Here is a 14,516-nt window from a genome sequence, read left to right as displayed (position 1 = left end):
TCAGACCACCTCGGTTGCCGCGACCTTTTCGAACGCCTCGACGGCGATGTCGAGGGGCACGGGAGCCAGGGGGCGGCCGTCCGCGTCCGTCACCGGCTCGCCCAGACGGCGCAGCAGAACCATCGGGACGGAGCCGGGGGAGGACGGGATGTGACCGCGTTTGTTGTCGGTGGCCAGCCGGGCCGCCAGTGCCTCCAGGTCGACGTCGCCCAGCGCGGTGCAGGGGGAAGGGAGCTCCAGAGCCGACAGCAGCGAGTAGTGCGCGGCCACGTCCGCCTGGTCGAGGAGCCCCAGCTGCGCACTCACCTCCGCGGCCGCCAGCATCCCCCAGGCGACCGCCTCGCCGTGGCCCATGGCACCGGCGGACAGTACCTCGAGCGCGTGGCCCACGGTGTGTCCGTACTCGAACACCAACGCCTCGTGCCGCTCGTGCGGATCGGTGGCCAGCAACGGCGCCTTGGCGGCCAGCCCCAGCTCGAACAGCGCGTCGAAGGCTTCGACGGGGCGTTCCGGCAGAGCGGTGAGGGCCTCCTTGAACGCGTTCTCCCGGCTCGGGACCACGGCGAGCACGTTCTTGGCCATCTCGGTGATGCCGGTCAGCAGTTGCGGACGGGACAGGGTGACGAGCCAGGACAGATCGCAGCAGATCAGGGACGGCGCCCGGTAGGCGCCGCACAGGTTCTTGCCCGCCGCGAGGTTGGCCCCCTGCTTGAGCGAGAGCACCGCGTCGAACGCGGCGACCGGTGTGGTCGGCAAGTGCACCAGACGCACACCCCGGAACAGGAGCGAGGCGGCGAGCCCGGCCACGTTCCCGACGAGTCCGCCACCCATCGCGAGGATCACGGACGTACGGTCGGCGCCGTGGGCGACCGCATGGTCCAGCAGCGACTCCACCAGGGAGAGCCGCTTGTTCTCCTCCGCCGGCGTGATCACGAACGGGTGCACCGGCATCCGCCGCTCCAGCCGCCTCAGCAGAGGTTCGGCGTGTGCGAGCACCGCCTCGTCGAGGGCGACGATCGCCGACGCGGGCCGCAGGGCTTCGATGCTCTCGCACAGGGCGTCGGCACAGTCGGCACCGTATCGGTAGGGCACTGCCGCCGACCCGATACGCAGTATTCCCTCACGCACGGGGTCCTCCAGTCGGGGTTGGTCGGAAGCCGGTGAACAGCAGCCCGGGCCGCCGCAGTTGCAGCGCCGCGACCGCCGCACCCACGTCGAAGGCGCACTCCAGGGCCGCGCAGGCCAGGGAATCGGCGACGGCGCCCGGGCCACCGCCGGACAGACGCGCACGGGCTCGCAGCCCGAGGGCGAGCGCCGCCGTCACCGGTATCAGCGCGGTGCTCCGGCCCCGGGTCGCCGGGGCGGCAGCCAGCGCCGCCGCGGTGACCGCCGTCAGGGCGACGACCGGGTTGCAGCGAGGCGTGCGCCGGTCGGGGTGGACCGTGGTGAGCCACTGCTCCGATCTGCCGTACCCGTAGAGTCTGCGCCAGACACTGCGCAGGGATTCGGAGCTGAGCCGGTCGTGCACGACCTCGGCACCCGGCTCGGCCCGCAGGGTGAACCCCTGCCGGGTGAGACGGATCCCCAGGTCGACATCCTCGCCCGCGACGACGGTCAGGGACTCCTCGACGAAGCCTCCCACCGCTTCGAAGGCCGTCCGGCGAAGCAGCAGATTGGAGGTGGTCGCCCACTCCAGCGCGCCCCCGTCCGCCGGTCTTTCCAGGTCGCCGTGGAGCAGATGGGAGCGGCGCATGATCCGGAACACGGCTGTCGGGCTCTCTTCGACGACCGTCGGACCGGCGAGCCCGTCGGTGTCGTCCGCCGCACGGATGGCGGTGACGTATCGCCGCAGCAGATCGGGCGCGGCGCGGCAGTCCGAGTCGATGAACAGCAGAAGATCGTGGGAGGCGTGCCGGGCGCCGAGATTGCGCTTGGCTCCGACGTGCCGGGGGCCGCGGACGTAGCGGGCGCCGTGCCGCGCGCAGTGGTCACGGTGGCGTACGGCGTCCTCGGGGCCGGAGTCGTCCACGACGACGACCTCGACGGGCTCGGGACAGCGTTCGGCCGCCGCACGCACGCTGGCCAGCATCCGCTCGGTCGCCGCTACCCGGCCGCGGACCGGTACCACCACCGTGACGCCGCGGGAGACTGTCTGTTCCTGTGTCATGCCGGCCGCCCGGCGGCGATGTAGTGCGTGATCTTCTTGACGGCATCCGCGATGTCTGACATGTCCTCCTCGGTGCCCAGAAAGGCACTGTGGTGCAGCAAGACGGCGTGGTTCGACAGATACTCGGCTCCGGCGAACCGCCGTCCCGCGTTCCGCTTGGTGAAGTGTTCCGCCAAAGGGGTCAACGTCGGCTTCAGCCACGGGGCCAGCAGGCGGCTGCGGGACAGCGGCGGCCGCGGGGGGTAGGCACGCATCCCCATTTCCGCGGTCAGGGCGGACGCCACCCAGGCGTTGGTCCTCTCCCGCGGCAAGGGGTCGAAGACCAGGGGGACTTCGTACAGGGAGAGGCGGTCCTGCAAGGGGTTCCGGGTGGGCAACCGCACCCCGGGCACGTCCGCCAGCAGCCGGCGCAGCGTCTCGTAGTTCCGGTTCCGGACGGCGTGCTGCTCGTCCAGGATGTCAAGCTGCGCGCACAGCAGGGCCGCCCCGAACTCGCTCAGGCAGAAGTTCGCCCCCATGGTGGTGGCGCTCTCCCGCAGCGGCAGCTCGCCGCGCACCGGGTCCTCGCGGTAACGCCGGGAGTCCGCCCGCAGCTCCTCGAGAAGGCCGGCCCGCTCCGCGTCATCGGTCACCACGGCCCCGCCCTCGCCGCAGGTGAGCACTTTGGAGTGCTGCATGCTGAAGCACCCGGCAACGCCCAGCGACCCGGCCGGCCGCCCCTGCCAGCGGGCGCCGTGCGCCTGGGCGGCGTCCTCGATCACCGCGGCACCCAGCGGCGCCGCAGCGGCCGCGATCGCCGGGACGTCCGCCATGGTGCACGCCCAGTGCACCGCGATCACGGCGCCCAGCTCGGGCTCCGCCGCCACCGCGGAGGCGTCGAGACATCCCGTGGCCGGGTCCACGTCCGCCAGTACGGGGACGAGTCCGGCCCGCAGGACCGCTGTGGCACTCGCGGTCCAGGTGAGCGCCGGCACCAGCACCGGATCCGCGTACCGCAGTCCGAGCGACTCCAGGGCGATCACCAGAGCGCTCGATCCGTGATCGGTCGGTACGCAATGCCTCGTTCCCACGTAGGCGGCGAACTTCCGTGCGAACCGGCGTTCCTGGAGCTCACCCTGGTAGGGGCTGGTGATGGCCCAACTGCCGCTGTGCAGCACGGCGTCGAGGGCGGTGGAGGCACCCGGAGCCGCCACGGGCCAGGCGGGCCACGGGCGTCGCTCGTCGCGCACCGGACGCCCGCCATGGACGGCCAGCGTCAGGCTCGGCGCCTTCACCACCGCTCCAGGCCCGGAGCCCGCACCTCGCGGCCGATCCGCCTGGCCTCCGCGAGGATCTCCAGGTTCCACCGCGGCCACAGGCCGGCCAGTCTCGACGTCAGCACCACCACGTCGACGGAGTGATCCGGGAGCGGGGTGCGCAAGCCGATGGCGTGGCACGCGGTCTCGTCCCGGTCCCGTGATTCCAGAAGCGTGGCATCGAAGTCGAACAGCTTCGCCTCTCGCAGCTCCTCGGGAACCGAACCGCCGCAGCCGATGACCGCCACCCGGTCCCCGCTGCCGAGGTCGCTCACCGCCGCGGCGATTTCGTCGTGCACGTGCATCCCGCGGGCCTCGGTGGTCCACCTGAGCAGCGTCCGGTAGTCGTCCTCCCAGGGCCAGTACAGGTCGCTGTTGATGAGGGACCAGCCGATCTCCGCCACCGGCTCCCGGTGCTTGGCGAGCAACTGGCCGATGTTGTGGCGATTGCCCTGGGCGTTGTTGTCCCCATCGCGATCGTGGGGTGTCTCTATCGCCCATCCCTCGCGGCTGGCGACGAACCGGACGCCGTGCTTGAAAAGCCGGAAGCCCAGCTCCATGTCCTCGACGCCCCAGCGCTGGAAGTCCTCGTCGAACCCGTCGACCGCCCAGTAGTCGTCGGCGCGCACCGAGCAGTTCGTCGCCCACAGCAGGATCCACGGGACGGCCAGCTCCCCGAGGTCCCAGCCGCAGCGCAGGAACGCGCCGTGCCGGATGTCCCAGAACGACGGGTCGTGCGCGTAGACCTCCAACAGCCGTTCGGGCAGCAGTCTGCCGCACATCTGCTCCAGGCCGGCCGTGGGGTCCTCGGGCCGGTAGGCGTAGGCGTATCCCACGACGGCCCGGTGCTCGGACTCGTCGGCGTGCAGTGCGAGATGGTGGCGCAGATAGCCGGGTCCGACCACGGCCCCGGTGTCGAGGAAGGCGAATACGTCCCCCGTGGCCAGCCGTGCTCCGGCGTTCCGGGCCGCGGCGACCCGGAACCCCTTGTCCTCCTGGAACACGTATGTGATGTCCAACCGCCGGGTGAAGGATTCGACTACGTCGGCGGTTTCGTCTGTCGACCCGTCGTCGACGACTATGACTTCGAATTCCGATCGGTCCAGATCCTGTCGCGCCAATCCGCGCAAAGTCTCCATGAGAAGAGGTGCGCGATTGAAAGTGGGCACGATAACGGAAGCCCTCTTGCCGGTCTCAACCATATGCTGATTCGCCTTGCGAGTCGCTGATTCCAATTGAGTGCAATTGAGTTAGGGGACGGCAGCTTCGGCGGTACTGTGGTGGCGACTTCTCGATCTTTTCGAAGCGCTTCGACCACGTGATGGTGACAGCCCGGCCCAGCCAATGTCAACCAGTCGGATGAATTCCCCGGGCCAGGGTTTCGACCGGGACCGCCGCTTCTCCGGACAGGGCGACTGCGAAAGTTTTCGAAGCGCTTCGAATTGCCGCATATCCAGCCTTCCGTTTCGCTCGGGTGGCTGTGCGGGCGAGATGGGCGGTTTTGGCCGCCAACCTGCCGACGTGCGTGGTGAGGGCCCGATGCTCGGCCGGGTTCTTTCAGGTCCCTCGGCCGTGGGCGGGCAGCGGCGGTCGTGCCCGGTTCATGTGACCGGGACGCCGCTCAAGCGAAACGGTGAGGCCGGGAGACGGCTTCGTGGGACCGGCGTCTCCGCGCGATCCGGGTCGATCGCGGCCAGCCGCTTCACGCGCTGCTCCGCCCGCTTGGGGTCCTTCCCGAGACCGCCCTTGCCGCGCAGGTCGTCCATGTACCGCCCAGACAGGCACCATCGCCTCGCCCTCGCCGGCGGTGTGAGGAGACCACCCCGCGCAATCTCGTGCCGAAGGCCGGTGACCTGTCGGTGTGCGGTTGCTGCCACGCCGGCGACGTCGCCCGGCGGGAAGCCGCCGACGCCGCGCGCGAGCAGGCCGCCATGCGGCCGCCCCCGGAGGAGGACCGCGGCCAGGAGCCGGGCAAGCTCTCGGCCTGTTCCGCCGCCGCGGCTGACCCCACACCGCGACGCGGCCCCTCCCGCCGGACACGGGGGAGAGGCGACGTCGCCGTACAGCGCCTCCAGGTCAGGCCGGGGCGGCCTGCTTCGCCAGCGCGGCGCGCGGGAAGCGCCGGCCTTCCCCCCTCGCGTTGCGGCTGCTCCCAGTCGACTTCCGGGTGGCGGGGATGACCGCGTCGACGGACGCCGTTGTGCAAAGCGCGACGTCGACGGCCCCGGCCCGGCTGGTGCCGATTGCCTCAGCGACCCGAGGGCCGACGGTAACGACGCACCCGAGAGCACGGGGTGGTGGTCACCCTCCTCAGGGTCTGCCCTGATGTCCCGCGAACACCCCCCACCTACCGTCGTTCAGGCAGACGGTTCCGGCGTCCTCGCCACCGGCTGTCGGGAGGGCGGCCCGCCTTCGCGAAGACTCGACGTACCAGCCACGGCAACACCGAAACGAGGGGGAAACACATGCGTGCACGCAAGAGAATGACGGCTGTGAGCGCTCTGGCCGCGGCGGCGGCCGCCGTCGGCATGCTGCTGGGGGCGTCTCCCGCTTCCGCTGGAGACAACTGCGCGTCCGGCTACCACTGCGTGTTCTATTGGGGGGTCTACGACTCGGCCCGCCACTCCTACTTCAACAGTGACACCGACTTCAGCAACGACACGTTCAACCAGCTGACCAGCCGTAGCGGTGGCGGCCAGGTGGTGCACAACAACGTCGTCTCCGCCAGCAACTCCAGCAGCGGCGGGTACGAGAGCCACTACTACACGGGCGTCGGCAGCGACTGGGGCGGCTTCCTGTTCTGCCTGAACCCGGGGCGCACATACAACATGCTGCCGACGGACCTGCGGGACCGGGCGAGCTCCCTTCAGGTGCGGGGCACGACCAACATCGACTGCATCTGATCACCACCGCACCGGCCGGGAACGGCGACACGCCCTGTCGCCGTTCCCGGCCCACGCCACGGAGAGAAGACCGCCACATGCCCTCACCACGCTTCACGCCACCCGCAGCACCCCGGCGTCCGGGGCCGGTCCTCGCCTCACTGGTCGCCGCAGCCCTCGCGGTCGCCGTCCTCGTCGTCTGGGCCGTGCAGGACCGCGCCGCCCCGCCCGCCCGTGGGAGCACCCTCCAGCCCGCTCGACTACGGCCGCCCGCCGCGGAATTGCGCTCCCGGCTTCCGTTCGATCCGCTCCTGCGCACTCCTGCCGAGACGGCCCGTCGCGTGCACGAGGCCGAGCAGCGACTGATCACCGCCTGCATGGCGCGCCACGGCTTCCGCTACCAGGCCGCGCCCAGCACACGGGCGGGAACGGCCGGCGGAGGACCCGGCCAGTTCGGCATCGACACCCTCACACCGCGGTCAGCGGCCGAGCCCCCCGGCGCACAGCCCTCGGAACGGCCGCGCGGGAAGGCGTTCACCCGGGCGCTCTACGGCGACCCGAAGCAGAAGATCTCCGCTCGCAACAAGGCGATCAGTGTCCAGGGATCGGCCACGGGGTGTGTCGCTGAGGCACAGACCCGCCTGCTCGGCGCGGGCGGACCGCAACGCGAACTCACCCTGCGGGTGCGTCTCGACCAGGGCGAGCGCGACGCGCTTCAGGCTCTGGCGCGGGACTCCGCTTACCGCCGCGCCACGGACCGCTGGCGCGCCTGCGTGCGGCAGGCGGGCATCACGGCGAAGGATCCGCGGCATCTCGCGGCCGGCCTGCGTCCGGACAAACCGCTCGCCGCCCAGCCCGCGGCCCGCGCCGACCTCGCCTGCAAACAAACCACCGGCTACCTGCGCCAGGCCTACGGGCGACTGGCGGTCATGCAGCAGCGCTGGCTGGAGGCCCACCGGGAGACGGAGACCGCCTGGAAGGCCCTGCGCAAGCGGAAGGCCGACGCCGCGGCCCGAGTCCTCGACCGCCCGTGACAGCACCGTTCCTCGGCGCGCGCTTCAACCCGATTCGACCTGTACCGGCCACAGCACTTCCGGAAAGGTTCCCAGGACCGCATCACTACGGGACTAGGGGGAGCTGTGGCCTGCCGAATCCACTCACGCTGGACGATCTGGCCCGGACCAGAGCGGTGCAAAACACCGCCGCCGCTGTGGGATCTGAGCATCTCCATACGCCAGTCGCAGGCAGTGCGGTGGTGTCGGGACCAGTAGGATCGGTTTTCTGCAATGTCAGGGGAATGTCCACGGCGAGCCCCGAGTAACTCGCATCGCCGTACACGCCTGGTTCGTCCCCGAGGTGGATCCGGCCTTGCCGGACCAGCTCAGGCTGGGCGCTGTGCGTCCACGACCTCCTGGTGGTGAACGGCCGTGAAAGACCCGGACGACTGATCCTCATCAATATCCGTGATCGCTCCTTTCGCACCGACCTGATCGGTCCGCCGCCGAATTGGGTGACAGGGATGTGCGGCACCCGCCGGCGCACCAGCGGGGAAGCGGGCACGGAAGAGCGAGAACGAGGAGGGAGGCCCGGTGTCCGACAACCCCTGTGATCCACCGCATTCCGTGTCCGCGCCACTCCCCACGCAGATTCAGGTCGCAGTTGCCGCGTACCGGGCGCCGGCGTCGCCGCGGACGTCGGCGAGGAACTGGTGGACCTGGTCGACCTTCTGCATGCATTCGACCAGGAATCCCGCCGCGATCCATGCGGTGTGCGCGCCGCCGCCCGCGAGGCACCACCGCTTGAGGTACCGGCTCGCCACGTCGCCAGATGCCGCAGCGCGTACGCGGACTCGCAGCCGGCGTGCTCGTCGGGCACGGCGGTGAGGTAGTCGCCCGGCAGCAGCGCACCGGACTCACCGATCAGCCGCGCCAGCTCGGGGCCGTCGGCGTGGAACTCCTCGAGCTTGGCCTTCTCTGCCTCGCTGCCCTGCTCCTGCCAGACCAGCTCCACGCAGTCGCAGGCCCGCAGGATCTGCTCCGGGGCGAGCTGGGGCTTCGGCGACGTCGTCTCCATGACGGGCTCCTTGCTGTTCGCGGGCCGGGTGCCTGCCGCGCCCGGCCGATCGCCCTACGGTGCGGGCCCGGACCTGTGGACAGCGGCCACGCTCCGGGATGAGGTCCTGGCAGTGACGTCGGTAACGGACACATTGGTGCTGCAAGGGGTGAACCTAGGCATACCGAAGTTGGGGGAGCGAGTCAGAACAGACGTCGGTCAAGGGGTGCCTTCTCACGGTGGCTTCGGCCCGCGTGGAGATCCGCGCGCGGGCCGACCCGGCCGCGTACGGCCGGAGAAACCCGAGGACGCGATGACCACCGCACCCGACCCGCACACCGCGCCGGCCCCGGTGGACACCACTGCGGCGGCAAGCCCCGTTCCGAGCCCTGCGACAAGCCCCGCTCCCAGCCCCGCTCCCAGCCCCGCAGCTTCCAGTCGCCGACTGACGGTTGTTGCTGATCAGACCTCCGATTCACCCACTCCGGCCGGTTGCAACTCCTCTTCTCCTGTAACCGCTGTACCTGGAGAAGCGTCCCGGCCGCACAAGGCCGCGGCGACGAAGGCCGGCGCGGACCTCCGCGGCGAGGTCCTGCTCAGCCTCGCCCAGCTGCGCCTGGCCACACCCCGCCAGCTCAAGGAACCGCTGCTGCCCCACCAGCAGGACACCGACCACGTCCGCCGCGCGCTGCGCAACCTGCTCGCCGAATCCCCGGCCCTGGTCGGCCGGACCCACCGCGCCCAGCAGAGTCCTACGCCCGCCTGATCGCCAAGCTGGAGCGCTACGACGCCTGCCGCAACGCACCGCCGTCCGGACGCGGAAACGCCGCCCGCGCCCCGCGCAGCCACTGGCAGGAGACCTACGCCGGGCCGTACCTGGACCGGCCCTTGCCGCCGCTGCTGTTCGTCTTCGTCCCGGCCCCGCGCCGTGCGGCCCCGGACACGAGGGAGGCCACCTTCCACGACCGCGCCCGCCGCCTCTCGACCGTGGGCTACCGGATGACCGTGGCGACGACGACCCTGCGCCAGCTCACCCACGACGGGGGCCGACCGGCCGGTATGGCGGATCGTCGGCCACGGTGAGGACCGGCGGGCGCTGACCGCGCTGCCCAGCCGCGGTGAGCACAGCGGGCCCGGCCTGGGTGGAGGCCGGGCCCGCCGGCCCTGCCCGGCTGTCGGCGGTGGCTGGAAAGCTGATCGCATGAACGGAGACGAGCAGCTGCTGAACCGGCGTGTCTACGGCGCGGACCACGACGATCCCCACCTCGGCCCGCTCCCGCACCGCACCCACGCCGAATGGGTCGATGGCCCGCTGGACGGCCTGCTGCTGGACATCCACGGCTGGCGGACCGAGGAAGCCGACGACGGCGTCGCCCTGACCACCGAACTCGGACGGTGGCCCGGCGGCCGGGCGCTGTACGACCCGCGCCCGGCGAACCCCGCGCACAGGGGCCCTGCGTCGGGTGCCGCTCTACTGCTCCGGCGACACATATTGACGCCCGCCGGCGGCGTCCGGCCTGCCTTCGGTCAGCTGGGCGGCGGTGTTCTCGATCCACAGCAGCGTCCACTCGACTCCGGCCGTCACCCGGGCTCCGCACTGGCGTAGCGGCCTCGGGCGTCGGCGCGGATGTTCGCCGCGAGGGCGCGCAGGTCCTTCTGCGGTCCCTGCCGCTTACTGATCTTTTCGTAAGTACGGTAGGTGTGGTGGCCGTGTGGGTGGGAGGCGCGGTCGTCACCCGGACAACGGGGCGGTGTTGTTGCGGGCGTCGGTATGGCGGCTGCTGACCGGCCGGCTGGGATGGAGCCTGCAACGGCCCGAGCGGCGGGCGGTCGAGCGGGACGATTCGGAGATCGCCCGCTGGATCGCGCACGAGTGGCCGCGCATCAAAAAGGGACCGTGAACACACGTGCCTGGATCGTCTTCCTCGACGAATCAGGCGTCTCCCTGCTCCCTCAGATCCGCCGCACCTATTCGCCCCGAGGGCGGACTCCGCTCCTGCGGCACCGCCTGGGCTGGAAGCGTGCGTCGATGGCCGGGGCCTTGGGCTACCACTCCACCGACCCCGATCGCGGGGCCCGCCTGTGCTTCCACCTCAAGCCCGGCAGCTACGACACCGCCGGACTCATCGAGGTCCTGGAGCAGATGAAGGTGTTCTACCGCGGCGAGCGAGTGGTCCTGGTCCGGGACGGCCTGTCCGCCCACTGGAGCCGGGCGATGCGGGCCTGGGCCGCCGAACAGGACTGGCTCACCCTGGAACGATTACCCGCCTACGCTCCCGAGCTGAACCCGGTGGAACTGCTGTGGTCCTCACTCAAGAAGCGTGAACTCGCCAACCTCGCCGGCGACCACCTCGCCGATGTCGCCGACGCCACCGAGCAAGGCATCCACCGCGTCAACACCAACCCCCGACTGCCATGGTCATTCCTCGCCATACCGGCCTGACCATCCGCCCACCACACCCATCGAACTTACGAAAGGATCAGTAGTGGTCGTCGCAACACCCCAATTCAAGGAGTGCGATGGACCCGAGATCCGCAAGGACAGGATGCCGGGGGGTGCTGGGCCGTCCAGGAACGGGCGACGGCCCGGGAGACGGCCTTGCCGGCAGCGGGCCGCCAGCGCCCGCCCTCGGCGAGCTCGTTGTCGTACAGCACGATGCCGTCGCGGGTTACCACGGTGATGCGAATCGGTGAGCTGCGAGCCTTCTTCGCGCACCGAAGCTGATCGAGGCACACCGCCAGATGGCGCCGCCGCCCTGGGTGACCCCGGCCATGACCTGCCGGTCCGACGCCCGGGGCCGTCCGGTGACGGCCCGCGGGATCAGCGGAGCGAGCAACTCCCACTCCCGGTCAGTAAGTTCATGACGGCGTATCACCCCACCATGATCCACAATCCGGTGATCTTTGAAGACGGACCCTAGTGCATCAGCTCGGAGTGGGGGTGCTCGGGCGTCGCCGGGCAGACGTAAAGCTGCTGGTCGTAGCCGCTTCCGATCTGGACGGCAGTGGGCTGGCGACGTTCGTAGGGGTCGAAGCCTGGAAGTGATTCATCCGCCGGTTCCTGGTGCGGGAGCCAGCTGCTGTCGTCGTCGCTCTCGAACGTGGCGATCGTCAGTAGGGCATCCATGTCACTGCCGCACGCAGTGCAGAGCCGAGGGCCGGGGTCGGTGGAGGTCCACCGCGGCCAACCGCCGACTTTCCAGCCGGGCGCGCCTGCCAGTTCACTGTCATAGAACTCCTCCGGGCACGACTCGTAGTCACTGTCTATCTCCACGTCGGCGGCCTGCCACATGCGCCAGTTCCCGAGCTGCTCCTGCAGTTCCTTGCTCACCTCCAGATGGTCGGGGTATTCGGTGACCTGCTCAGGGCGGAGCAGGCACGGCTCGGGGAGGTAGTCGTCGAACTGCATCGCGGGCGGTTCGGGGGGCGTGGTGAGGATGTCGGTGACCGTGGCTGCCGACCGCCAGAACAGGGCGGTCTTAGGCATGCTCGGGTGGTCGAAGGGGCACCAGAGGACCTGGAGCAGGTCTGCTCCTTCGGGTGTGGGCAGATCGGGGACGTCCCGCTTGTACAGTTGCGCGACCGGCAGCATCGCGATGGAACCCTCATACGGGGCGACCGCGACCCTCACGGGGTACTTCCGAGGAGGGATGATCCGCTCCAGGGTTTCTCGTTCCTGCTCGGTCAGGCTCCGTCCGCGGGAGGCGGTACTGATGCGCCGCTTCAGCCTCACGTCCGCCGGCGACAGGGCCAAGTTGATCCCGTCCACCACATGAGGTCCCTCGCAGTGCGGCCACGGCTCGCCGACTGGCCACAGCAGCGGTCCGCCGATGGAACTGTGCTGCGGTGACGGAGTCCCCCGGCGGGGGTGCAACCGGGTCGCCGTGCGGGCCAGCGGAGCCAGCTGAGGGAAGACCGCGGTCACGTCGAACGGCCGCGGCGGAGTGGTCGGGGTGCTGTTCATAAACTCGATCTTGCCAACTGGCTATGACAATGAGAACCACAGCCGCCTCGGGGCAGCCATCCGGCACGATCCAGCTCCACGTTCCCCGCCCCATACCGAGCCAATGTCCGCCTCACCACGTAGGACACGGTCTTAGCCGCGTCCATGGCCTGGATCATTCCGTCGGCGATGTCACCGGGTCGCAGCGCGCTCATCGCCCCACCTTGGACGACGGCCCCCGCATATGGCCATATCCCCTGTCGGGCCGCGCGGAAGATTTCAGTGCTTGAGGCTATGACCTGGGCACTGGAATGTTCCGCGCGATGGCTCACGGCGGTTGGGGCGCACCGGCTGCTCCAGTACCTAGTGACTGCGGTGTTCCGCCGGGCCCTGGCCCTGGCCGTGGCTGCGCTGGGTCAGCGTTTCACGCGGTTGCGGATGGCCAGGACCGTCAAGCCGAGGAGGACAGGTTCGGCCAGGCGGGAGGCCATCTCGGTGTAGGTACCGGCGGTGGTGAGGTTCTGTCCTGAGGAGCGGAAGACCACCGAGTTGATCACCACTCGCAGCGCTTTCTCGAACCGGTCGCTCGTCACCCGGTCGGTCACCGGGCCGGTAGGGTTGACCGGGTCCGGGGTGTCGGTGGTGAGGACGATCTCCTGCCCGACGGCGACCTGGCGGCCGGCGGTCTGTGGTTTCGGATCATCGGCGGGCAGGCCCCATAGCACCATCACCGCGAGCGTGACGGCCATCGCTGCCCCCAGCCACGCCACGGCCCGGGTCGCACGCAGCCCGTACCCGGACAGCGCCCAGTAGGCGGTCAGCAGGGCCCGCTCGCCCCAGGGGCGGGTGGCGTCGTGACGGCGCATCTCCATCTCGCCGTAGTAGAAGTCGGCGGCGTCCGGCTCATTCTTGCCGTCCTCCAGCGACTTGCGCAGCTGCCGGTACAGCGCGGCCACCGCCGCCGGCCGCAGCTCTGGGGCATCCCGCGACGGGTCGGTCCAGCCCAGGGCCAAGGCGGGGCGGCGGGCGGTGCGCACCCGCCAGTGGTGCTCCTCGACCAGCGTGGCGCGCCGACTCCACCGCCAGGGGAAACGTCGGCTCCAGCCGGCGGGAGTGATGGCGAAGGTACACCAGCCGTCCACTCTCAGCTGATCGAGGTGGACCGCGCCGGCGAACCGGCACCCGCTCAGGTCGACGTCGTACAGCGCCAGATGGGCGGCATCCACCCCGCCCACCGATGTCAGGCGCACGCCGGGCTCCCGGCCGGACAGCCTCGCCCCCGCCTCCCGCAGTGAGCGATCCGTATCAGGGAAGTGGAAGGGGTCGGGGCGGGCGGCGACCACCACCGGGTATTCGAAGACCGCGTCTCTCAGGTCCAAGTCGGCGTAGCGCAGGTGCAGCGTGGCGGTCGACGCCCACCGGGTGCGCGCACAGCTCACCCGGCGGGCGGCAATCTCCATCGTCACCGGCTGCTGGAACACCGCACCGTCCAACACCACCCGCTCACCGCACACCAGCGGCCCCAGTCGCGGTACCACCTCGAATCGCGCCCCGCTGAACTGGGCGGTATTGAAGAAGTACGCCCCGCCGAACTGGGCGGTGCTGGAGAAGAACGCTTGGTCGAACTGGGCGGTGCCGGAGAAGTGTGCCCGGTCGAACTGGGCGGTGCCGGAGAAATGCGCCCTGTTGAACCGGGCGGTGTCGAAGTGCGTCCCGCCGAACTGGGCGGCGGCGGAGAAGGACGCCCCGCCGAACCAGGCATCGCCGGAGAAGTACGCATGGTGGAAACGGGCCGTGCCGGTGAAGAACGCCCCGCCGAACTTGGCATCGTAGAAATGCGCATCGTCGAACCGGGCAGTGCCGATGTGGGACTTACCGGTGGTGGGGTCGCGCAGAGCATCGAGTAACTGGTCCAGCAGCCCATAAACGAGGAACGGGGTGCCGCGGTGGTCGATGTCGGCGCCTGGCTCTAAGGCATCCAGATAGGCGATGCGGTCGGTCTCGTCCAGGTGGGCCAGACAGGCGGTGCGCTCACCGACGTGGATGCCGCGACAGCCGACCCGATCGGCTCTAGTGGCGCCGCGACATCCTGAAGGACCTCGACCAGGCCCTGGTGATCGGTTCCATCGCGGTCGTCCTCGGCGGCAGCGCGCTCGGCGTGCTCATCGGCGGGCATC

At 70.2% G+C, this 14,516-nt stretch carries 13 protein-coding genes and 2 pseudogenes; 6 read left to right on the top strand and 9 right to left on the bottom strand.

What is annotated here, in order from left to right; genetic code table 11:
* From AB0L74_RS28920 to AB0L74_RS28905, 4 genes are read right to left on the bottom strand one after another with little or no spacing between them, the layout of a single operon-like run.
* Complete coding sequence (locus AB0L74_RS28920; protein ID WP_365658611.1) at positions 1–1,128, bottom strand: hypothetical protein; 1,128 nt, start codon at positions 1,126–1,128, stop codon at positions 1–3.
* Positions 1,121–2,167, bottom strand: a complete 1,047-nt coding sequence (locus AB0L74_RS28915) for a glycosyltransferase (protein ID WP_365658609.1) — start codon at positions 2,165–2,167, stop codon at positions 1,121–1,123. The genes AB0L74_RS28920 and AB0L74_RS28915 overlap by 8 nt, the downstream gene beginning before the upstream one ends.
* On the bottom strand, positions 2,164–3,441 hold the full coding sequence (locus tag AB0L74_RS28910; protein WP_365658607.1) for a DegT/DnrJ/EryC1/StrS family aminotransferase: 1,278 nt from the start codon (positions 3,439–3,441) through the stop codon (positions 2,164–2,166). Before AB0L74_RS28910 ends, AB0L74_RS28915 begins: the two co-directional genes overlap by 4 nt.
* A complete protein-coding gene (locus tag AB0L74_RS28905; RefSeq protein WP_365658604.1) occupies positions 3,438–4,664 on the bottom strand; it encodes a glycosyltransferase in 1,227 nt (408 codons plus the stop codon). The genes AB0L74_RS28910 and AB0L74_RS28905 overlap by 4 nt, the downstream gene beginning before the upstream one ends.
* A 1,290-nt stretch (positions 4,665–5,954) precedes the next feature.
* On the opposite strand from AB0L74_RS28905, the gene AB0L74_RS28900 reads away from it, so the two are divergent.
* Positions 5,955–6,365 (top strand): hypothetical protein, encoded by a 411-nt coding sequence (locus tag AB0L74_RS28900; protein ID WP_365658601.1) that lies wholly within the window; start codon positions 5,955–5,957, stop codon positions 6,363–6,365.
* Between the two features lie 77 nt (positions 6,366–6,442).
* Positions 6,443–7,378, top strand: a complete 936-nt coding sequence (locus AB0L74_RS28895) for a hypothetical protein (RefSeq protein ID WP_365658598.1) — start codon at positions 6,443–6,445, stop codon at positions 7,376–7,378.
* Positions 7,379–7,992: 614 nt separating this feature from the next.
* On the opposite strand, the gene AB0L74_RS28890 is transcribed toward AB0L74_RS28895, so the two are convergent.
* On the bottom strand, positions 7,993–8,163 hold the full coding sequence (locus tag AB0L74_RS28890) for a hypothetical protein (protein WP_365658596.1): 171 nt from the start codon (positions 8,161–8,163) through the stop codon (positions 7,993–7,995).
* A gap of 546 nt (positions 8,164–8,709) precedes the next feature.
* On the opposite strand from AB0L74_RS28890, the gene AB0L74_RS28885 reads away from it, so the two are divergent.
* The 4 genes and pseudogenes from AB0L74_RS28885 (at position 8,710) to AB0L74_RS28870 (ending at position 10,839) form a co-directional block, all read left to right on the top strand.
* Positions 8,710–9,162 (top strand): hypothetical protein, encoded by a 453-nt coding sequence (locus AB0L74_RS28885; RefSeq protein WP_365658593.1) that lies wholly within the window; start codon positions 8,710–8,712, stop codon positions 9,160–9,162.
* A 435-nt stretch (positions 9,163–9,597) separates the two neighbouring features.
* Positions 9,598–9,828, top strand: a pseudogene (locus tag AB0L74_RS28880) (hypothetical protein); the annotation flags it as partial.
* Positions 9,829–10,108: 280 nt separating this feature from the next.
* Positions 10,109–10,297, top strand: coding sequence for a winged helix-turn-helix domain-containing protein (locus tag AB0L74_RS28875; RefSeq protein ID WP_365658590.1), 189 nt, complete (start codon positions 10,109–10,111; stop codon positions 10,295–10,297).
* The gene (locus tag AB0L74_RS28870) at positions 10,294–10,839 is read left to right on the top strand and encodes a transposase (RefSeq protein WP_365658587.1); all 546 of its coding nucleotides are present in this window, start codon (positions 10,294–10,296) and stop codon (positions 10,837–10,839) included. The genes AB0L74_RS28875 and AB0L74_RS28870 overlap by 4 nt, the downstream gene beginning before the upstream one ends.
* Positions 10,840–11,313: 474 nt before the next feature.
* Here AB0L74_RS28870 and AB0L74_RS28865 read toward each other — a convergent pair whose 3' ends face one another.
* From AB0L74_RS28865 to AB0L74_RS28850, 4 genes and pseudogenes are all read right to left on the bottom strand, one after another.
* Positions 11,314–12,360: a hypothetical protein gene (locus tag AB0L74_RS28865; protein WP_365658584.1), complete on the bottom strand. Its 1,047-nt coding sequence runs from the start codon at positions 12,358–12,360 to the stop codon at positions 11,314–11,316.
* A gap of 395 nt (positions 12,361–12,755) precedes the next feature.
* Positions 12,756–13,838, bottom strand: coding sequence for a pentapeptide repeat-containing protein (locus AB0L74_RS28860; protein WP_365658581.1), 1,083 nt, complete (start codon positions 13,836–13,838; stop codon positions 12,756–12,758).
* Between the two features lie 204 nt (positions 13,839–14,042).
* Positions 14,043–14,204 (bottom strand): annotated as a pseudogene (locus tag AB0L74_RS28855) (pentapeptide repeat-containing protein); the annotation flags it as partial.
* Positions 14,205–14,308: 104 nt separating this feature from the next.
* The coding region (locus AB0L74_RS28850; protein ID WP_365658578.1) for a hypothetical protein at positions 14,309–14,516 on the bottom strand (208 nt) is incomplete at its 5' end.

This window comes from Streptomyces sp. NPDC052020 (assembly GCF_040680575.1).
Lineage (GTDB): Bacteria > Actinomycetota > Actinomycetes > Streptomycetales > Streptomycetaceae > Streptomyces.
This window is presented reverse-complemented; position numbering and strand designations above follow the sequence as displayed.